The following is a 19,549-nucleotide window of genomic DNA, read 5'->3' on the forward strand; positions in this document are numbered from 1 at the left end:
CTTTGCAGGCGATCCGATGAAAACACAAATGGGGCAATCCCTGATCCGGGTGGCCCGCGCGTTGCAAGAGGCATCTTATGAAACTGCAAGATCTTGACGTGATCATCACGGCCCCCCCGGCCCCCGGCTGGGGCGGCCGGTATTGGATATTGGTCAAAGTCACGACCGACACCGGCATTGAGGGTTGGGGCGAGTGTTATGCCTCTTCCGTTGGGCCGGAGGCGATGCGGCATGTGATTGAGGATGTGTTTTCACGCCACATGTTGGGCGAGTCCCCCGAGAATATCGAACGGATGTTCCGGCGCGCCTATTCCTCCGGTTTCACCCAGCGGCCTGACCTTACAGTCATGGGGGCGTTTTCAGGTTTGGAGATTGCCTGTTGGGATATTCTGGGCAAAGACCGGGATCGCCCCGTGTATGCGTTGCTGGGCGGGGTGATGAACGAAAGGGTGCGTGCCTACACGTACCTTTACCCCCTGCCCCAGCATGATCTGACTGCCTTTTGGACATCGCCGGAAATGGCAGCGGAGGCTGCTGCCGATTGTGTGGCCCGTGGATTTACGGCTGTTAAATTTGACCCCGCTGGCCCCTACACCATGCGCGGAGGACATATGCCCGCGATGTCGGACATCTCGCAATCGGTAGCTTTTTGCAGGGCTATCCGCGAGGCCGTAGGCGACAAGGCCGATCTGCTGTTCGGCACTCATGGGCAATTCACGACCGCAGGTGCCATCCGTTTGGGACAGGCTTTGGAGCCTTATTCCCCATTGTGGTTTGAAGAACCTGTTCCACCGGACAATCTGGCGGAAATGGCCAAGGTGGCAGGCGCAGTACGCATCCCCGTGGCCACCGGAGAGCGGCTGACCACCAAGGCAGAATTCGCGCCCGTCCTGCGCTCAGGCGCCGCCACGATCCTGCAGCCTGCCTTGGGACGTGCGGGCGGCATTTGGGAGATGAAGAAGGTCGCCGCCATGGCCGAGGTTTATAACGCGCAGATGGCACCGCATCTTTACGCGGGCCCCGTTGAATGGGCCGCGAACATTCATCTTGCTGTCAGCATCCCCAATCTGCTGATGGCAGAGACGATCGAGACGCCGTTCCATGATCAGCTGATCAAGGGCAGCATCCGGGTAGAGGACGGGTTCATCCCCGCGCCAACGGCACCCGGCCTGGGTATCGAGGTCGATGAGGATCTGGCCCGCGCGCATCCCTACACGGGCGACGGGTTGCATTTGCAGATGCAGGATGCGCCCTGCGACTATGTCAACGGAAACGCCTTTGAAGGTGGGGCACCTGCGCCAAAGGATTAAGACACCACCGCGCTGGAACTGATCTGGGGCGACCCTTAGAGACGGAAATGGCATGATCCTCGACCCAACGCTGACTGCTGCCTACGTTCTGCTTGCAATCGCTCTTGCCGTCGCACCCGGTCCGGATGTGCTTTTCGTGGTGGCCAACGGCATGCGTCACCGGGTCAAAGGCGCCATCGCGTCGGCGCTTGGGATCGGATGCGGTTCGATCCTTCATGCCACCGCGGCCGCATTGGGCATCTCGGCCCTGATCGCCGCGTCCACCGCCGCCTTCGAAGTCCTTCGGTATGCGGGGGCGGTTTATTTGGCCTATCTTGGATTACAGGCCCTCAGATCATGGTGGCGCTATTCTAATACGCTTGATCCGCACCACGCCCTGGCAGAGATTTCCGGCTGGAACATCTTCAGGCGCGGCGTCCTCACCAATATCCTGAACCCAAAGATGATCGTATTCTACATCGCATTGCTCCCGCAATTTGTCAGTCTGGATTTGGGCCACGTGGGCGTGCAGATTTTTTTGCTCGGTTGCATCCATAACCTGATTGGAACGGCTTTCCTGATCTGCATCGGTCTTGCTGCGGGCAAAACTTCCGGCTGGCTGTCGAAAACCCATATCGGTAAATGGCTTGATGGCATCGCGGGCCTGTTCTTTCTGGGTCTTGCCCTGCGTCTTTTCCTGTCAGGCAAGCCCGATCACTAGGGAAGGCCCTTTTTTCTGTGTCGCTCAGACTCAACATGCATGAAGCGCCGCCACTGCCATCTTGAATACCCTGCAACCAATACACATGGCTTTGACCGAACCCAGAAATCACTCTCAAAGACTTAAGACCCGAATACGCCGCTTCCAGACCTCGCTGCACTAGGTCATCAATAACGGCCACGACGGGGTGGAAGTGTTTGGACATCTAGCATGTCCTGCCATGCCCAGAGCGTGGATGATCCTTGGCGATTTCTTTTTCCCATTGTCGCCGCTAACGGGCAAACTCCGTCCCGTTCCACAGCATCACCGCAAAGCAATCGATCTGCGCACAAACACTGGCCGTCCCACCGATTTCCAGTCCAAGAAGACCCGACGGATGGGGCCTAGTCCGCACGCCAACGCCCAGAACACTATAGCTGTTCGCGTACCCCCGAGAGGACAGGAACACATTTATCGAACAATTGGCCGCACCACAAAAGCCGCTGCGCGTTTCGCCGGGGCACAGTACATCACTCCAGTCCATCACAACATCCGGCTGGCCATCGCGGTCAAGGTCTCCTGCCTGCAAAGCTGACGCGCCAATACGTGCCGGTCCGTTGCACTGGCGGTTTGCAAAAGACTGAACCTGCGTGGGTATTTCGAAGGCTCCTGACGGTGGTGCGGTTTCCGGGACCGGGGCGAAACCTGCCGGTGCAGGGTACCCACGTTGCGCCCAGATCGGCGCGCAGTATTGTCGCACGGCTTGCAAGGCCGCCCCCATATCTTGCGTTGGAAACTCCCATGCTTTTTCGGAACCAATTTGCAGCACCAGCCGGGAGGCAGACTGCATCGCCGTGAACATGGCGTCGGTCACCGGCAGGATCAGATCCCATTCGCCCACCAGTTCACTCCATTGTATCGTTGGCAGGCGATAGCCTGTCTGATCAACGAACAGCGTGATGTCATTGCGCCGATACGGATCAGGACGGATCAGCGCCTGAGAAAAACCGATGTGAAAATGATAAGGGGGCGCGATCGTGCTTTCATGCCAGCCGGTCTGGACTAAAGGCAGGTTTTGAAGCGACCGGGCGTGGCAAGTGATGCCCATCCCAGTGCCAAAGACGGCGGCGGTCGCAGTTGCATACCCGCCATTGTCGGAGGTTCTGACCTCCCAGCTTTGGGGGGATGCTGCACTGGCCCAAATTAGCAGTGTCAGAAAAATCAGCGCCCGCATCATTTCCCCTTAGCCAAGCTGGCGGTCCAGAAAATCAAGCCAGTTCTCATGGGTCAGTTTGGCGATCAGCGCGTCGCCATAGCCGTGCTGGCGCATCCCCTCGATAAGATGCGGCAGCTCGCCCGCATGGGCAATTCCATCAGGCAGGGGGGCGCCGTCGAAATCCGACCCAAGGCCGACATGATCCTCGCCCGCGACCAAAATCATATGGTCAAGCTGACGCAGGCAGTCTTCGATCCCGGCTTTGCCTGTGCGCCATCCAGTATCGCTGAGGAACACCGTGGCAAAATTCAGCCCCACCATACCATTGGTATCACGGATGGCGGCCAGTTGCGCGTCGGTCAGATTGCGGGCGTTATTCGCCACGGCGCAGGCGTTGGAATGGGTGGCGACCATGGCCGCACCAGCTTCTGCAACATCCCAGAACCCTTTGAGGGTCAGGTGACTGGTGTCGATTATCAGGCCCAATTCGAGGCACCGCGCCACCAGTCGCCTCCCATCTTCGGTCAGTCCAGGCCCGGTATCACCGTCGCTCTCGTGCCGGAACGGGACGCCGTGACCGAATATTGTCGGACGCGACCAAACCAGCCCAAGTGAACGCATGCCAAGGGCGTAAAGTGTCTCCAGTGCAAGCAGGTCAGGCCCGATGCAGTCCGCCCCTTCAAGATGAAGAACACAAGCCAGCCGATCAGAGACAAAGCTGCGCGCCAGCGTCTCGGCGTCTGTGCAAATGTCGATGTGCCCCGCTTGTTCAAGCTGATGCGCAATTCCGGCCTGCCCCATGGCCGCAATCAACGCCTTTCCTTCATCCAGCATGGGCGGCAGCGGAATGTCGAGATCGCCGACCGAGAACGCGCTAAAGTCAAATGGGGCGCGTTTCTGAGGGGAGTACATGGCAAAAAAGCCACCCCCAAGTCCGCCAGCCTGCGCGTGGGGCGTATTGATATGGCCGATAGGCTTGGCAAAATCGGCAATGGGATCTTTGCTGGCGCACCAAAGCCGACCCAGCGCGTCATTATGGCCGTCAAAAACGAGTGTCATCGGGTCATCTCTCTCATGATACAAGCGGCAGCATTCGTAGCGACCCTCAGGCGATGCGGGGTCCTTTGCCTGAACGACCGCGTTGCGCTGTGTTTTTGTTTCGCTGACATAGCTTTTCGTCTTTTGAGCGCGGCGGTTTCATTCGGGACAGCGTGTGCCATCAGCGGTTGGATCACCGTGGGCCGCGATATCCGTCCGTGACTTGGCTCTTCCATCGCTGCGCTCCTTGCCGACCTTCCCGCGTTTTGAATAGGTAAGTGTCACACCACTCCGTGTGCCAATCTGGGCGCAACTGTCCTTGCCAACAGAAACAGGTGCCACCCCAGTCTTGCCCATAAGATGCACTTACGCCACGTTGAACGAGGGCGTCGCAAAAGTCGACCACCACCTGAAGCACCCCGACCTTGTCATTGAGTGTTGAAGATCTATCAACCCGACGACGTCCGTATACCGGTGGAACTTCCACATCAAATTTTCTGACAGAGCCGCCTTTTGCCTATCTGAGAAAGATGCGCATTTTCTCATGGACGCTATCGCCCATTCAGGCGGTATCGTCCTGAGGTCTGCAAAGAAAAAGTTGGTACAGCCCTGATTTTCCTCGACCACAATCAGCGTGACAGCAACGCCTTTGCCACCTTGACGATGCTATCGCGAGATGGCAACGTAGCCCCATAGGCAGGACCGGTTGCGATGAAGCTGTCTTCGGCGGTCAGGCGCGCGAATTTGGCTAAACCATGCTCTGCCATCACGGCCATCAGCGCCTCTGCCTGCCCACCTGTGCGGCGACATTCATCTACGATCAATACAGGGCGTTTTCCGATGGCCTGCAGCAACGCTTCTGTCGGGAGGGGTGCAAGCCAGCGCAAATCGATCACGCGGGCATTGATGCCGCTTTGTGACAGATCGTGCTGCGCCTGTCGGCTGAGGTAGTGACCGTTGCCGTAGGTCACGATGGCCATATCTGTCCCGTCCCCGTGTACACCGACCGTGTCCAGTTGAATACGCTGGTCCGGAGCCGGATAGTGGCGCATCCAGCCGCCGTCACCTGGTTCAAGCAGATCACGCATCGGGTAAATGGCGATGGGTTCAAGGAAAATCACGACGCGCTGTTCTTCGCGGGCCAGCCGGTGGCATTCACGCAGCATTGCAGCCGCTTCGTCGCCAGAGGAGGGACAAGCGATGATCAGGCCGGGGATATCGCGCAAAACAGCCAGTGAATTGTCATTGTGGAAATGGCCGCCAAATCCCTTCTGGTAGCCTAGCGCAGAGATGCGCACGACCATCGGGTTTGTCCACTGGCCGCGGCTGAAGAACGGCAGCGTTGCCGCCTCGCCGCGCAACTGGTCTTCGGCGTTATGGAGATAGGCGAGGAATTGAATTTCCGGCATCGGAACAAAGCCATTGTGCGCAAGGCCAATGGCAAGGCCAAGAATGCTCTGCTCATCCAGCAGAGTGTCGATAACGCGCGCCGGACCAAACCGCGCATGCAATTTCTGCGTGACACCATAGTTGCCGCCCTTCCGTCCAACGTCCTCGCCCATCAACAGTGTTTCCGGGTGCTCGAGCATCAGATCGTGCAGCGCCCAGTTGATCAGGCGGGACATGGGTTGTGGCTGGTCGATCTGGGCATAGTCCGAGCCAAAGACCTTGGCGCGCTGTTCCGGGCTGGGGCCGTTGCTGGACGCAACCGCGCGTTTGGGGGGAATGAGGCTCGACATGACTTCGGCAGCGTTTTTCAGGCGCGGCGTATCGGCAATCTGGTCTGCGGCCTGCGCCACGTGTTCAAGTGTATCGGTATAAATTGACACGATGGCGTCCGGGTCCATCCCCTGCGCGGCAAGGCCACGGGCCGTGTAAAGCAGCGGATCATGCGCTTCATCGGCCTCCACTTCGGCCTTTGGCAGATAGGACGTCACGACATCCGGCCCCGCGTGCCCATACAGACGCACGGTCCGCAGATGCACAAACGCAGGCTTGCGATGTGTGCGGACCCAGTCTGCCGCCTGTTTCGCAGCTGCGACGGCAGAAAAGATATCAAGGCCATCCGCCTCGAAATACTTCAGGCCGGGGCGCGCAGACATGCTTGCCTTGACCCAGCCGGTGGGCGTCTTGGTGGAAATACCAATGCCGTTGTCTTCACACACGAAAAGCAGTGGCAGCGGCACGCCTTGAACGGCGGTCCAGCAGGCCGCGTTGATCGCCCCCTGCGCGGTAGAATGATTGAGAGACGCATCCCCAAAAGAGCACATCACGATGCCGTCACGCGGCAGGATCGCATGTTCGGGCCGGTTGCGGCGGGCCAGCGTGATGGAATGGGCCGCACCGACCGCCTTTGGCAGATGGCTGGCGATGGTCGATGTTTGCGGCGGGATCATCAACGGGCGCGAGCCAAGCACCTTGTGGCGGCCACCACTGGTGGGATCCTCAGATGAGCAGGCAAAGCTCAGCAGCATGTCGCGCATGATACCGTCATGGCCTGCCTTGGATGCGCGGGCGATCTGGAACGCGGCATCACGGTAGTGGAGGAACGCGATATCGTCTGTGCGCAACGCATGGCCCAAGGCGGCCATGCCTTCATGGCCGGAAGAGCCGATCGTGTAGAACCCCTGCCCCTGCTTCTGCATAATGCGGCTTTGCAGGTCGAGCGCGCGCGACAGCACCTGCGCACGATACAGGCTCAGCGCGTCATCGCGCCCCAGTTCTTTGCCCGTGCTTTGGGCCTGAGGGAAATCCTGCGCAGCGACACGGCGCAGGAAATTTTCGTGAACGATACTGACGCGGTCCAAATCCAGCAGTGCTCCAAGTATGATACGTGCCTGTTGCGGCAGGAATCAAAACCAAAAAGAGGGGGCCGTGTAGCCCCCTGTTTCATCTTACTGACTGGCCTGCGCTTTAAAAGAACGCCTGCAGACCTGTCTGCGCACGCCCCAGGATCAGGGCGTGGACGTCGTGTGTACCTTCGTAGGTATTCACCGTCTCAAGATTCATCATGTGGCGGATGACCTGGAATTCACCTGAAATGCCGTTGCCGCCATGCATGTCGCGGGCGTTGCGGGCGACGTCCAGCGCCTTTCCACAGTTGTTGCGCTTGACGATGGAAATCATTTCAGGCGCGGCGTTGGCCTGATCCATCAGGCGGCCCACCTGCAAGGAACCTTGGAGACCGAGCGAAATTTCGGTCATCATATCCGCGAGTTTCTTTTGAAAGAGCTGAGTCTGCGCCAGTGGCTTGTTGAACTGCTTACGGTCCAGACCGTACTGACGCGCGGCGTGCCAGCAGAACTCCGCCGCACCCATCGCACCCCAAGAGATGCCATAGCGGGCACGGTTCAAACAGCCAAACGGACCTTTCAGGCCGGAGACATGCGGCAGCAGGGCGTCTTCACCAACTTCAACACCGTCCATGACGATCTCACCGGTAATGGAGGCGCGCAGGGACAGCTTGTTACCAACCTTGGGGGCTGAAAGACCCTTCATGCCTTTCTCAAGCACAAAGCCCTTGATCTTGCCGCCATGCTCTTCGGATTTCGCCCATACGACGAACACATCAGCGATGGGCGCGTTAGAAATCCACATCTTGGAGCCGGTGAGCTTGTAGCCATTTGCGGTCTTTTCGGCCCGTGTCTTCATGCCCGCAGGGTCAGAACCCGCGTCAGGCTCTGTCAGCCCGAAACAGCCAATCCATTCGCCAGAGGCAAGTTTCGGCAGGTACTTTTTGCGCTGTGCCTCGGACCCGTAGGCGTAGATCGGGTACATCACGAGGCTGGATTGAACGGACATCATGGAGCGGTAGCCGCTGTCCACCCGCTCGACCTCGCGCGCGACAAGACCGTAGGAGACATAATTGCCGCCCAGCCCGCCATATTCTTCCGGCGTAGTCACACCAAGAAGACCCATTTCGCCCATTTCGCGAAAAATCTCAGGGTCGGTCTTTTCTTCGGCGAAGGCTTCGATCACGCGAGGCTGCAGCTTTTCCTGCGCATAGGCCTTGGCGCTATCGCGGATCATGCGTTCGTCTTCTGTCAGCTGGCTGTCCAGACGGAACGGGTCTGACCATTCAAATGTACCCAGATCGGGTGCGTCTTTGGCTTTGAGGATGGGTGCTTCGGCATTCATGGCAGTTCCTTTCGGTTGAAGGCGTGCATTTGACGCGCTTATTGCAAATTTCGGGGCAAAAGACTATCGCTGCTTTGTTCTAGATATATGAGAAAAAGTCATATGATCGCCCCGCGCCGATTTCTGCCGTCAATCTCTGCCCTGCTGGCCTTCGAGGCGGTTGCCCGGTTGGGCAGCGCCACTGCAGCCGCGCAAGAACTATCGCTGACCCAGAGCGCCATCAGTCGACAACTAAAAACGCTGGAAGAACAGTTGGGTGTGGCCCTGATCGCGCGGCAAGGGCGACAATTGACCCTGACGGACGCGGGACAGTCCTACGTGGGGCAAGTGCGCGAGATACTCAACCGGTTGGCTCAGGCTTCGGTCAATGTGCGGACAAATCCCACTGGTGGGTCGCTGAACCTTGCTATCTTGCCCGCCTTCGGGATGCACTGGCTGGCACCACGCCTGCGTGATTTTGCGCGTGCGCATCCTGAGGTCACGGTGAACCTGAGCACCCGCCTGAAACCCTTTGCGATTCAGGACAGCGCTTTTGATGCTGCTATACATTTCGGTCACGAGGACTGGCCGGGCGTACAATATCTGCCCTTGATGCCGGAAACAGTGGTGCCGGTCTGTGCGCCCGACCTGCTGGAAGCACCGTTGGCCGATTCGCGCGAGATGTTATCGCATCCGCTTTTGCATCTAGAGACCCGCCCAAAAGGCTGGCAGCGCTGGCTGGCAACCCTTGGCGTAGAGACCGAACCACCGGCAGGTATGGTGTTCGACCAATTCTCAACAATGGCACAGGCCGCCATTCATGGCTTGGGCGTCGCACTTTTGCCAACTTTCTTTGCTGAACCTTACCTTCGCGGCGGACAGCTTAGTTTGGCGTCAGCCCAAACGACGGAAAGTATCGGCAGCTACTATCTGGTCTGGCCAGAAGGCCCTGACGAAAGCGCTGCGATGTCGTCGTTTCGCAAATGGCTGGCGGGCCAAGCCGAGACGGTTGAGGGGTAAGATCGCTATCCCGCAGTAATTGAATCATGGCAGATGTCAAATTTCTGCCGCATTTACCATCTATTCCCTTGGAGCGTGACCGGGTGGGGCCGTTACAAGGAGCATTTCCATGCTTGTTAAATACTGTAAAGGCGCTTGCGCTATTACTGCTGCACTAACACTGATGGCCGGTGTTGCGCAGGCCGACAATCAACTGGTGATGATTGTGGATGGCGGATACTTTCCAGCCGTGACCTATGCCCAACCTGGCGACAACATCGTGTTCGAGAACAAGAGCGCCGGTGATCACGTCATGCGTGGGCCAAACGATAGCTGGGTCTCTGATCCGATTGCCGTTGACGGGAGATATGTCCTGAACCTCACCCACAGCACGCCACTGACGTTTACCGGGACCGGAACCGACGGCATCGAAGTGGCAGGCGAGATCAGCTACGACGAGCCACCGCTTACCGAATAAGCGCCTGATTTCAGACCGATGCTGACATGCCTTTGGTGGAAGATGCCAATGGCTGTATAAGCTGTGCCCCGCTTGCGCGGTTTGAATTCACAGCGCGATCCACACGGTACCACTCCAGCAGGTCGTCTGCTGCGGGTTGCATCAGTGCGGCCGCTCCCTTGCCCTCTTCGCCCAGCCACAAGGGCCAATCGGGGACCTCCAGAATAACAGGCATCCTGTGATGGATGGCCTGCATGTTTTTGTTTGCGCCGATGGTCACTACGGCGCAGGTTGAAATCACATCGCCATCCGGGTCATTCCAATCCTGCCAGACCGCAGCAAAAGCAATGGGGGCGCTGTCTTTTCGAAAGATGTACCATGGGTCGCGCCCGCCTTCAGCATCCTTGGTCCATTCATAAAATCCATTCGCAATGACCAGCCCACGACGTGTGCGCGCCGCGTCGCGAAAGGCCGGCTTTTCCGCGATTGTCTCTGCACGTGCGTTGATCAGCAATGGACCGCCAGAGGCTTTCTTGTACCAACGCGGAATGAAACCCCAGCGCATTGCCTGCAATCGACGTCCCGCATCCGGGTCACTGGTCACGATATGCACGTTGTTCGTTGGGCAAACGTTGTAGTTTGGTACGGGCGGCAGGTCATTCGCCGGGGCCGCCGCAAACAGCTGCGCCATGGCATCAGGGGGCAAGGTCACGGCCATACGTCCGCACATTGAAGGTCTTCCTTTGATCAACCAGCCCGGCAAACCTATCGATCTACCGGACGTATGGCAAAAGCCTTTGCCAAAAAGACCTGCGCAGATCTGTTTCAACATCTCGTCTGATCTGGCAGACTGACCCAAAGGATCGTTCAGAGGACTGCCCCATCCGACAATTATTACCTATCTCGGCCCTTTTGCTTGGCTCAGCGTTTCTGCTTTTCGCTGGGGGCATCAACAGTCTAATTCTGCCAGTCCGTGGCAATCTGGAAGGGTTTTCCAGTATGTCGCTCGGGCTTTTGGGCACAGGCTGGGCTTTGGGATACGTCGCGGGCTGTATTCTGAGCGCGACAGTGGTGGCCCGCGTCGGCCATATTCGGGCTTTCGGTGTGCTGTGTTCAATAGCAGCAGTATCGATGCTGGGCAGTGCGATCCTGATCACGCCCTGGACATGGATCATATTGCGCGGACTTTGCGGATTTTGTTTCGCGGGGACGGCCATGATTGTCGAAAGCTGGCTCAGCGAACGGACCGAGCCGGGCGCACGCGGACGGGTTTTTGGCGTCTACACAATGGTCAACCTGGGGGCCAGCACAGCAGGCTACATGATGCTTACGCTGGGCGATCCGTCCGGGTTTTTCTTTTTCGCGCTGGCCGCGATTTTCTACTGTCTTGCCTTGGTGCCCACAGCGCTCAGCAATACGTCAACACCAACGCCCATGGTCAGTGTGAAGCTGAATATGCATGCGCTTTGGCATAATTCACCTGTCGCGGTTTTCGCTGTTTTCTGGGTCGGCGTGTCAAACGCCGCGTTTGGCACCTTGGCGGCGGTCTATGCACAGAATGTCGGACTTACCCTTACCGCTGTGGCCTTCTTTACCTCGATCCCCATTCTGGCAGGTGCCGTGATCCAGATGCCCGTGGGCCTTTTGTCGGACAAGATGGACAGGCGCAAAGTGTTGCTGGGGATCGCAGCATTGGCGTTGTTGGCTGATCTGGCGTTCATCCTGCTCGCCCCTGAAGGCCGCACGCTCAACCTTGCGCTTGCTGCGCTGCTTGGTGGATCAATCTATGCGATGTATCCGGTGATCGTAGCCCATGCCAATGACCACGCAGAGCCGGGCACAGCAATCCAGATATCGGGCGGTCTTTTGCTCACGTTCGGTGTAGGGTCCATAATTGGGCCGACGGTCGCGGGCTGGGCGATGTCCGAGGTAGGCATTCGCGCCCTGTTTTACGTCACATCCGCCGCCCATGGCTTCGTCATTTTGTACACGCTCTGGCGGATCAGCCGCCGCGAGGCGGTGGCTGATGACGACAAGTCCACATTCCAACCAATCAACGCCGGTCGGACATCAAACCTACAAACAGCGAAACTGTCTCAGAATGAGCAGCCCGAAACACCGCAGGACGGCGACAAGGTTGTTCCCCCTGACGCCGCCCATTGAGCCCCCTACCGAAAGCTGGCCGCCACGATAGCTGCGATCATCGCATGCTCTGCTGCACGCTCTGCCTGTCCATGCTGGCAAACGAAAACATCGTCTGGCTCTTCTTCGGCAAGAAGGGCCTCTGCTTTGTCAGTACACACGCCAAGGAAATCGAAGTGCGACAGCGTGGCGGGCTCAAGGTAGGTGACCTGGTCCATCGGCAAGGCCGCGACCAACGCCCGGGATTCAATATCCAGATCAAGCCCCTGAATGTCACGCGGCGCGCCAAAGATCAGCATCGGCTCATCGATGCCCGCCAGACTTTCCCGCGCAAACGTCTGGGTCCCGCCAAGGTCAAAGACTGCAAAGCCTTTTATGCGATCATCTGACAGATCGGCCTGCATTGCGACTTTGTCCTCTGGTGTCCTGGCTACCTGCCAGCGATCGAAGATGCCACACACCAGCTCGGCCGGATGACTGTCACAGAATGCTTCAAATCCATCGGCATCATAGCGACCCCCGGCCTGCGCCACAGCAGTGAAGCCCCCCAGAGAGTGCCCTGCCATGTAGATCTTGTCATCGTCGATCAGGTTCGCATAAGCGGGATCGGTCAGCATATGATCTATCACCCGCGACACATCACGGGGCCGATCCCACATTTGCCGTGCCTGATCGGCGTCACGCATCCAAGTAGAAGTGCCCGGATGGTGAACGGCCGCCACGACAAAGCCCTCTGCTACCAACGCATCGGCCAACCAGCTTTGGTTCATGGCGTTGCCATACATACCATGAGACAGCACAACGAGAGGGTACTTCCCCGGTATCGCATCCGCGTCTTTCGCCGCCTCAATCCCCTGCCAAACTGGGTTGCCATGATATGTTTGCACAGCCTGTGTATCGGCCGTGGGATACCACACAAAACCTTCGAGCGGTCGGTCGATCCGGTCGTCTGTTACCCGCAGATCGGCAAGAGCGGTGACAGGGTTGTCAGCAACAACCGCTGAAGCTGTCATTGCCAAAGCAAGAGCAGTCATATGCAAAATGTGTTTCATCGTTCGCGTTCCTTTTCGGGGTGTTGATGACATCGAGATTGCCTATAGTCCCTGTACAAACAATGGGTTGAGCCCCGCTGAGCTGTCCTGCATCACGTTCGAGGACAGGTTCTGCCGAAAAGAGGACAGGATTTGGGACAGAACATGCTGCACCTCCCGTTGCCGATGCTGTCGGCGCTGCTCTGTCTGGTGATCGCGGCCCTGCTCTGGCGGCTTGATCTGGGGCGTGGTGCGGCGCGGGTGTGTTTTGTAGGGTTATTCCTGACATTCGCCTTGGCGGCCGTACTGGTGGGTCTGCGCTTTGGCTACGGCATTGACAGGTTCACCGTGGTACAGCGGATGCTGCCGCTCTTTACTGGACCACTGATGTATCTGGGTTTTCTGTCCCTTGCGGTTTCGGCGCAAATCCTGCGCCAGCAGGCCGCGGTTCATCTGGGCGTGGCGATTATCGCGAATATCGTCTTTCTGCTGTTGCCGTCCGATATGCCCGGTTTCGACTGGGCGATTACGACCAGCTACCTTTTTTACCTTGCTGCGCTTATCCGACTGTGGCGCAAAGGACCGGACCACCTGATCCACGCCCGTCTCGACATTGCCCCGCATATCACACGCTGGATGCTGTCAGCCGCGGGGTTGCTGGCAGTGATCTTGCTGATGGACACCGCGATTGCGCTCAGCTTTGCGATGGATGCAGAACTCCGCGCTTCGGCATTGATCACCTTTGGCAGCGTTCTTTTGATCGGTTTTTTATTGGTGATGCTGGCAAGTCTGCCGACCCTTCTGGCCGCTACCGGATCCGCAAAACCACAGACAGCACGACCTGCATCAAGCGACGCTGACGCGGTCGACGCGAACGCCCGCGCACTCTTGGAGCGCACCAAGCTTTATCTTGATCCAGACTTGTCCGTGCAGCGTCTTGCCCGTCGACTTCACGTCCCTGAACGTACGCTGTCAGCAGCGATAAATCAGAGCCAGGGCACAAACATCTCGCAGTACGTCAACCGGTTTCGCCTTGAACATGCGGCAGAACTTTTGCGGGAAACGGATGCACCGGTGACCAAGATCATGACGCAATCGGGGTTCCTGACCCGTTCGAATTTCTACCGGGAATTTCAGCGGGTCTATGGGCAGTCACCGGCGAGTTATCGCGACAGGCATTAAGAAAGGGCGCAGCCCTGCGGCAACGCCCTTCCTGAATTCACTCGAACTGGCCTACTTCACCGTTATCCGGCCATCCGTGTAGGGCTTGTAGGGCGCATTCTCGGCCAGGTATTCCGCCGTAACATCCGCCAGATCGGGGCCGAAGTCATATGCATTTTCCGCATCGCGGAACATCTTGTAGCCGTCGCCACCATTGCGGACGTAGTTGTTGGACACAACGCCGTAGGTCTTGTCCATCTCGATGGGCGCGCCACCGACCATCACGTCACTGATGCGGCTGCCCGCGGGTTGGCTTGAGTCAAAGGCATAGGACATGCCCGCCACCTGCGGAAAGCGGCCAGCGCCTTCCTCGATCTGGCTTACCCCGTTTTCAAGCGCCTCGACCAGCGTAGCGCCCGTCACCTGGAAGGTCGAAAGCGTGTTCTGGAACGGCAGCACGGTCAGCACTTCGCCCATTGTCACTTCGCCTGCGTCGATGGAGGCGCGGATACCCCCGCCGTTCTGGATTGCAACCTGAATGCCCTGATCGGCCACACGCGCCAGCATTGCATCGGCAATCAGGTTGCCCATGGTGCATTCTATCGCGCGGCAGACAGCACGGTCTCCGCCGATGGCCTCATTCGTCTGCGCCACGACCCTGTTGCGAATTTCCTCCAGCGGGCCAGCAGCTTCTGAGATACGCGCGACGGTGCCTTCATCCTCGGTCACGGCGGCATCCATCACCAGTGGCTCACCCACGGCTTCGGTGATCTCGCCCGCGTCGTTGAAGGTGACGTTCAGCTCTCCCAGGAACTTGCCATAGGCATATGCCTGTACGATGGCCGTATTGCCGACCATGGTTGGATATGGTCCCTCGGCGCGTTCATTAGTGTTGCTGAGCAGCGTATTGGAGTGCCCACCCACGATCACGTCAACACCTGTCGTCTCGGCAGCGACGCGCTGATCCACCGCGTAGGAAGAGTGGCTGAGAACGATGATCTTGTTCACGCCTTCGGCGGTCAGCTTGTCGACCTCGCCCTGAACGGCCTGAACGGGATCGGTAAAGGTGATGTTGGGACCGGGGGAAGCCAGTTCATCCGTGTCCTGTGGCGTCAGGCCAATCAGACCCAGTTTTTCGCCACCACGCTCGATGATCGTGGATTTCGCGAGCTTTCCGGCCAGCAGCGGCTCGCCAGAGACATCGGCGTTGGACATCAGGACCGGAAAGTTGACCGCATCCATGAATCCCTTCAGCACCTCGGGGCCATCATCGAATTCGTGGTTGCCCACAGTCATCGCATCATAACCCATCTGGTTCATCATCTCGGCCGCCAGTGCGCCCTTGTAATAGGTGTAGAAAAGCGTGCCCTGAAACTGGTCCCCGCCATCGACAAGGATGGAATTGTTTGTCCGGCTGCGCGCCTCTTCGATGGCTGTCATCAGTCGGGCGGAGCCGCCAAAGCACTTGCCCTCGCCATTGTCCTCAGCCGAGCAGGGTCCGTCATATTTGCTGATCGGTTCGAACCGCGCATGGAAGTCGTTGGTGTGCAGAATCGTAAGGGTGTAGTCAGCAGCGGCGGCACCGGCCATCAGGCCTAGGGCGGCAACGCTTGTCAGGAATCGTTTCATTGGTTTTCCCCATCAGGTTGTAATCAAACCATCGTGGCGCGGGGGTTCGGGGCTGTCAAAGAAGTTATGCCCTCCGTGCCGTGGCGTTAGCCGATATTTTGCCCAAGCGGTGCCTGCGTGAGCAGCGCGCGGCACCTCGCGCAAATTGACCTGCGCGAAAAACTGCAAAGGCAGGGTCAGCCATCGAAGGTGGATGATCTTTGACATCTTGACCCCCAACGGGGCGCGGGGCATCACGTCATTATGTTGATCTACAAGATTTTCCGTACCGTGGAATGGCAGGACCTGCGCCGTACCGGCGAAACCGCGGGCGCGCCGATTGACCTCGCGGACGGCTACGTGCACTTTTCGACCGCAGCGCAGGCCGCTGAAACAGCGGCCAAGCACTTCGCCGGAGCCGAGGGCCTCTTCCTCATCGCCGTGGATGCCGAAGCCGCGGGCGATGCGCTGAAATGGGAAAAGTCCCGCAACGATGACCTTTTCCCGCACCTCTACCGGAAATTGTCGATGGAAGATGTCGTCTGGGCCCAGCCCTTGCCCCTGAAAGGCGGCGGGCATCAATTCCCGCCCGGACTGGAGGACGCCAGCCGATGACCCGCTACATTGACCCCGACCGCGCGCAGTTCGAGGCTTTCAAGGCGCTCGACCGCGAGACCGAGCTGAACATGCTCAACCTCGTGCGCTTCAACGATCTGGCGAATTACGACGGCGATCACGAACTTGCCCGTGACGGGCTGACCGGGGCCGAAGCATACGGGCTTTATGGCAAGGAAACTGCGCCTATTCTCAAAAAGGTCGGCGGCGACATCATCTGGCGGGGACAGTTTGAGACGACGCTGATCGGCCCACAGGATGAAACGTGGGACGCCATGTTCATCGCGCGTTATCCCAACGCCCATGCGTTTTTGGCCATGATATCCGACCCCGACTATCGCAAAGCGGTGGTGCATCGTCAGGCGGCTGTTAAAACCTCGCGCCTCATCCGAACGCAGAATGCAGGTGCCGGGGACCGTTTTGCATGAACGCCCTGCTGGAGCGTCTAGGTCTTTCCGCGCTGCGCAGGCTTGATCCCGAAGCAGCGCATGGGCTGGCGATCCGGGCCTTGCAGGCTGGGCTGGCACCCGCACCCGGCCCGGTCACGTCTCCACGCCTCAAGACAACATTGGCAGGGATGGAGCTGTTGAACCCCGTTGGCCTTGCTGCCGGGTTTGACAAGAATGCAACGGCTGTGGCGCCGCTCTCGCGGTCGGGATTTGGATTTATCGAAGTGGGCGCTGCCACGCCCCTGCCCCAACCCGGCAACCCAAAGCCAAGGTTGTTCAGACTGACCGAAGATCAGGCTGCCATCAACCGGTTCGGCTTTAACAACGACGGTGCCGACGCAATTTGCGCGCGGTTGGCCTCTCGCGGGGCGGGGATACCGGTGGGACTGAACCTTGGCGCGAACAAGACCAGCACGGACCGAGCGGCAGATTTCGCAAAGGTGATGGTCGCGGCACGCGATCACGTGGATTTCGCGACGGTCAATGTATCCTCCCCCAACACAGAAAAGCTGCGCGATTTGCAGGGCAAGGCGGCCCTTGGTGCTTTGCTTGAAGGGGTGATGGAGGTCCGGGGCGCGACACCGGTGTTCCTCAAGATCGCCCCCGACCTGACCGAAGCCGAGATTGCTGATGTGGCCGAGGTCGCGGAGGCGGCGGGCGTTGCCGCGATCATCGCCACCAATACGACACTGGATCGCGAAGGGCTGCGCAGCGGGCACCGGAACGAGGCAGGCGGGTTGTCCGGCGCGCCGCTGTTTGAGAAATCAACCCGCGTGCTGGCACGGCTATCCACGCTCACGGAAATCCCGCTGGTCGGTGTGGGCGGCGTTGGGTCGGCTGAACAGGCCTATGCGAAAATCTGTGCGGGGGCGTGTGCGGTGCAGCTTTACACCGCCTTGGTGTACGGGGGCATATCGCTGGTGGCCGACATCGCGCGGGGCCTTGACCGCTTGCTGGCACGCGACGGGTTTGAGACTGTCGCGGAGGCGGTCGGCAGCAAGAAGGAAGACTGGCTATGATCACGCTTTGGCACAACCCGCGCTGTTCGAAATCACGGCAGGCGCTTGCGCTGCTGGAAGAGGCGGGCGCAGAGATTACCGTGCGCCGCTATCTTGAGGACGCGCCCAACCGGACAGAGATCGAAGCAGTTCGCGCAGCGATGGGCACCCCGCCTGTGATTGACATGATGCGTGCCGGCGAAAAAATCATCAAAGAGCTTGGGCTGACCAAAACCTCGGACGAGGATGCATTGATCGCGGCAATGGCGGCCCACCCGATCCTGATCGAACGGCCCGTCGCGATCTGCGGCGATCGTGCGGTCATCGGGCGTCCGCCGGAACGTGTGCGCGACCTGCTCTAGGCGGCGCTCACGGACCGCTCAAGTCCAGGGTATTTCAGCCCAAGGGTCACACCTCGCGCCACGAAGGCGATCAGCATCGCTGCCCACAGGCCATGATTGCCAAAGAGCGGCACCAGCGAGAGCACCGCAATCACGTAAATCACGAACGAGACGGCCATCATATTGCGCATGTCACGCGAGCGGGTGGCCCCGATGAATATCCCATCAAGCATGAATGCCGCACTGCCGGTCAGCGGGACCAGCAGGATATAGGGCAGATAGATGCGTGCCGCTGCCTGCACGTCAGGGGCCTTGGCCATCAGGTCGATGATAAGTGGCCCCGCCAATGCGAATACCGCGACCAGAGCCAGCGACATGACACCAGCCCAGAATGAAGCCAGCAGCGCGCCGCGCCTAAGCACCTGTCGCTGGCGCGCGCCAAAGGCCTTGCCCACCAATGCTTCGGCGGCAAATGCAAAGCCGTCAAGTCCATAGGCGGTGATCATCAGGAATTGCATCAGCACCTGATTGGCAGCCAGCGTCACATCGCCCATGTCCGCGCCGATGAAAAGGAACGACACGAACATCGCCTCCAGCAACAGCGACCGGATCAGGATATCGGTGTTCAGCCGCATCATCCGCACCCAGCGCAACCGGTCAAAGACCTGTGCCCAGGTGCGCCAATAGGCCTCGCGAAATACCGCACGGCAGAACCAAAGGCCCAGCGCCGCGCCGCTCCACTCGGCGATGAAGGTTGCTATGGCCACGCCTTCGACGCCCCAGCCAAGGCCAAGGACAAACCACAGATCAAGCCCGATGTTCAGCCCGTTCATACAAAGCTGGATCACCAGCACGGCGCGCGTGCGTTCCTGCGCGATCAACCAGCCAGTTATTGCGTACATGGCAATCGCAGCGGGTGCAGACCAGATGCGGATAGACATGTAGGTCCGGGCCAATTGCTCGACCTCCGCTGACGCCGGAGAGACCCAGAAAGCCGCCCAAAGCAGCGGGATCTGCAAGGTGATCACGACAAGTCCGGCACCCAGACCAATCATCAAACCACGGGTCAGAAGCGCGGCGACTTCGGCTTTATCCCCTTCGCCTGATGCTTGGGCGGTAAGGCCCACGGTGCCCATGCGCAGGAACCCGAAGAACCAGTAGAACGCAGACAGGATGATGGCACCGATACCGACAGCGCCGATTGGTGCAGCAGCGCCCATCTGACCCACGACACCGGTGTCCACTGCGCCAAGTATCGGAACGGTGGCGTTCGAGATGACGATCGGCAGGGCAATATTCAGCACCCGGCGGTGCGTGACGACATCTTTGGCTTCCAGCGCGCCCGTCTTGATCGCCCGCACTTCCGTGTCGTCGATGGCCTCGGTCACC

The 19,549-nt window shown here is 59.0% G+C and carries 20 protein-coding genes; 10 read left to right on the forward strand and 10 right to left on the reverse strand.

The annotated features are described in order from the left end of the window. Window positions 1-77 precede the first annotated feature (77 nt). Window positions 78-1,310 (forward strand): mandelate racemase/muconate lactonizing enzyme family protein, encoded by a 1,233-nt coding sequence (locus GV827_RS08315; protein ID WP_164353329.1) that lies wholly within the window; start codon window positions 78-80, stop codon window positions 1,308-1,310. Window positions 1,311-1,362: 52 nt separating this feature from the next. Continuing rightward, complete coding sequence (locus tag GV827_RS08320) at window positions 1,363-2,010, forward strand: LysE family translocator (RefSeq protein WP_164353330.1); 648 nt, start codon at window positions 1,363-1,365, stop codon at window positions 2,008-2,010. A gap of 271 nt (window positions 2,011-2,281) precedes the next feature. Here the strand turns inward: GV827_RS08320 and GV827_RS08325 are convergent, their stop codons facing one another. The 5 genes from GV827_RS08325 to GV827_RS08345 all read right to left on the reverse strand — a co-directional run bounded on the left by GV827_RS08325 (window position 2,282) and on the right by GV827_RS08345 (window position 8,380). Then, window positions 2,282-3,223: a hypothetical protein gene (locus GV827_RS08325; RefSeq protein WP_164353331.1), complete on the reverse strand. Its 942-nt coding sequence runs from the start codon at window positions 3,221-3,223 to the stop codon at window positions 2,282-2,284. A 9-nt stretch (window positions 3,224-3,232) separates the two neighbouring features. After that, window positions 3,233-4,264 (reverse strand): dipeptidase, encoded by a 1,032-nt coding sequence (locus GV827_RS08330; protein ID WP_164353332.1) that lies wholly within the window; start codon window positions 4,262-4,264, stop codon window positions 3,233-3,235. A 138-nt stretch (window positions 4,265-4,402) separates the two neighbouring features. Continuing rightward, window positions 4,403-4,600 (reverse strand): hypothetical protein, encoded by a 198-nt coding sequence (locus tag GV827_RS08335; protein ID WP_164353333.1) that lies wholly within the window; start codon window positions 4,598-4,600, stop codon window positions 4,403-4,405. A 272-nt stretch (window positions 4,601-4,872) separates the two neighbouring features. Further along, window positions 4,873-7,050 carry a thiamine pyrophosphate-dependent enzyme gene (locus tag GV827_RS08340; RefSeq protein WP_164353334.1) on the reverse strand — a complete coding sequence of 726 codons (2,178 nt, stop codon included), beginning with the start codon at window positions 7,048-7,050 and terminating at the stop codon, window positions 4,873-4,875. A gap of 106 nt (window positions 7,051-7,156) precedes the next feature. Then, complete coding sequence (locus GV827_RS08345) at window positions 7,157-8,380, reverse strand: acyl-CoA dehydrogenase (protein ID WP_164353335.1); 1,224 nt, start codon at window positions 8,378-8,380, stop codon at window positions 7,157-7,159. Between the two features lie 102 nt (window positions 8,381-8,482). Between GV827_RS08345 and GV827_RS08350 the strand changes: the two genes are divergently transcribed. Beyond that, window positions 8,483-9,379 (forward strand): LysR substrate-binding domain-containing protein, encoded by an 897-nt coding sequence (locus GV827_RS08350; RefSeq protein WP_164353336.1) that lies wholly within the window; start codon window positions 8,483-8,485, stop codon window positions 9,377-9,379. Between the two features lie 109 nt (window positions 9,380-9,488). Continuing rightward, window positions 9,489-9,836 carry a hypothetical protein gene (locus tag GV827_RS08355; protein ID WP_164353337.1) on the forward strand — a complete coding sequence of 116 codons (348 nt, stop codon included), beginning with the start codon at window positions 9,489-9,491 and terminating at the stop codon, window positions 9,834-9,836. 10 nt (window positions 9,837-9,846) lie between these two features. Here the strand turns inward: GV827_RS08355 and GV827_RS08360 are convergent, their stop codons facing one another. Beyond that, window positions 9,847-10,545 carry an SOS response-associated peptidase gene (locus tag GV827_RS08360; protein ID WP_164353338.1) on the reverse strand — a complete coding sequence of 233 codons (699 nt, stop codon included), beginning with the start codon at window positions 10,543-10,545 and terminating at the stop codon, window positions 9,847-9,849. 182 nt (window positions 10,546-10,727) lie between these two features. Here GV827_RS08360 and GV827_RS08365 point away from each other — a divergent pair, with 182 nt between their 5' ends. Further along, a complete protein-coding gene (locus GV827_RS08365) occupies window positions 10,728-11,978 on the forward strand; it encodes an MFS transporter (RefSeq protein ID WP_328823128.1) in 1,251 nt (416 codons plus the stop codon). A 5-nt stretch (window positions 11,979-11,983) separates the two neighbouring features. Here GV827_RS08365 and GV827_RS08370 read toward each other — a convergent pair whose 3' ends face one another. Then, complete coding sequence (locus GV827_RS08370) at window positions 11,984-13,009, reverse strand: alpha/beta hydrolase family protein (protein WP_164353339.1); 1,026 nt, start codon at window positions 13,007-13,009, stop codon at window positions 11,984-11,986. A 144-nt stretch (window positions 13,010-13,153) separates the two neighbouring features. Between GV827_RS08370 and GV827_RS08375 the strand changes: the two genes are divergently transcribed. Next, window positions 13,154-14,170 carry a helix-turn-helix transcriptional regulator gene (locus GV827_RS08375; protein WP_164353340.1) on the forward strand — a complete coding sequence of 339 codons (1,017 nt, stop codon included), beginning with the start codon at window positions 13,154-13,156 and terminating at the stop codon, window positions 14,168-14,170. A 51-nt stretch (window positions 14,171-14,221) separates the two neighbouring features. Here the strand turns inward: GV827_RS08375 and GV827_RS08380 are convergent, their stop codons facing one another. Further along, window positions 14,222-15,778 (reverse strand): bifunctional metallophosphatase/5'-nucleotidase, encoded by a 1,557-nt coding sequence (locus GV827_RS08380; RefSeq protein WP_164353341.1) that lies wholly within the window; start codon window positions 15,776-15,778, stop codon window positions 14,222-14,224. A gap of 12 nt (window positions 15,779-15,790) precedes the next feature. Further along, window positions 15,791-16,012, reverse strand: coding sequence for a hypothetical protein (locus GV827_RS08385; protein WP_204325795.1), 222 nt, complete (start codon window positions 16,010-16,012; stop codon window positions 15,791-15,793). Window positions 16,013-16,021: 9 nt separating this feature from the next. Between GV827_RS08385 and GV827_RS08390 the strand changes: the two genes are divergently transcribed. The 4 genes from GV827_RS08390 to arsC are packed head-to-tail and all read left to right on the forward strand — an operon-like array spanning window position 16,022 to window position 18,181. Then, a complete protein-coding gene (locus GV827_RS08390; protein ID WP_164353343.1) occupies window positions 16,022-16,372 on the forward strand; it encodes a DUF952 domain-containing protein in 351 nt (116 codons plus the stop codon). After that, on the forward strand, window positions 16,369-16,800 hold the full coding sequence (locus tag GV827_RS08395) for a DUF1330 domain-containing protein (protein ID WP_164353344.1): 432 nt from the start codon (window positions 16,369-16,371) through the stop codon (window positions 16,798-16,800). Before GV827_RS08390 ends, GV827_RS08395 begins: the two co-directional genes overlap by 4 nt. Then, window positions 16,797-17,840 carry a quinone-dependent dihydroorotate dehydrogenase gene (locus GV827_RS08400; protein ID WP_164353345.1) on the forward strand — a complete coding sequence of 348 codons (1,044 nt, stop codon included), beginning with the start codon at window positions 16,797-16,799 and terminating at the stop codon, window positions 17,838-17,840. Before GV827_RS08395 ends, GV827_RS08400 begins: the two co-directional genes overlap by 4 nt. Further along, complete coding sequence (arsC, locus tag GV827_RS08405; RefSeq protein WP_164353346.1) at window positions 17,837-18,181, forward strand: arsenate reductase (glutaredoxin); 345 nt, start codon at window positions 17,837-17,839, stop codon at window positions 18,179-18,181. Before GV827_RS08400 ends, arsC begins: the two co-directional genes overlap by 4 nt. Here arsC and GV827_RS08410 read toward each other — a convergent pair. After that, window positions 18,178-19,548 (reverse strand): MATE family efflux transporter, encoded by a 1,371-nt coding sequence (locus GV827_RS08410; RefSeq protein ID WP_164353347.1) that lies wholly within the window; start codon window positions 19,546-19,548, stop codon window positions 18,178-18,180. The genes arsC and GV827_RS08410 overlap by 4 nt on opposite strands. Window position 19,549 lies beyond the last annotated feature (1 nt).

The sequence above is a fragment of the Sulfitobacter sediminilitoris genome, assembly GCF_010667575.1.
Classification (GTDB): domain Bacteria; phylum Pseudomonadota; class Alphaproteobacteria; order Rhodobacterales; family Rhodobacteraceae; genus Sulfitobacter; species Sulfitobacter sediminilitoris.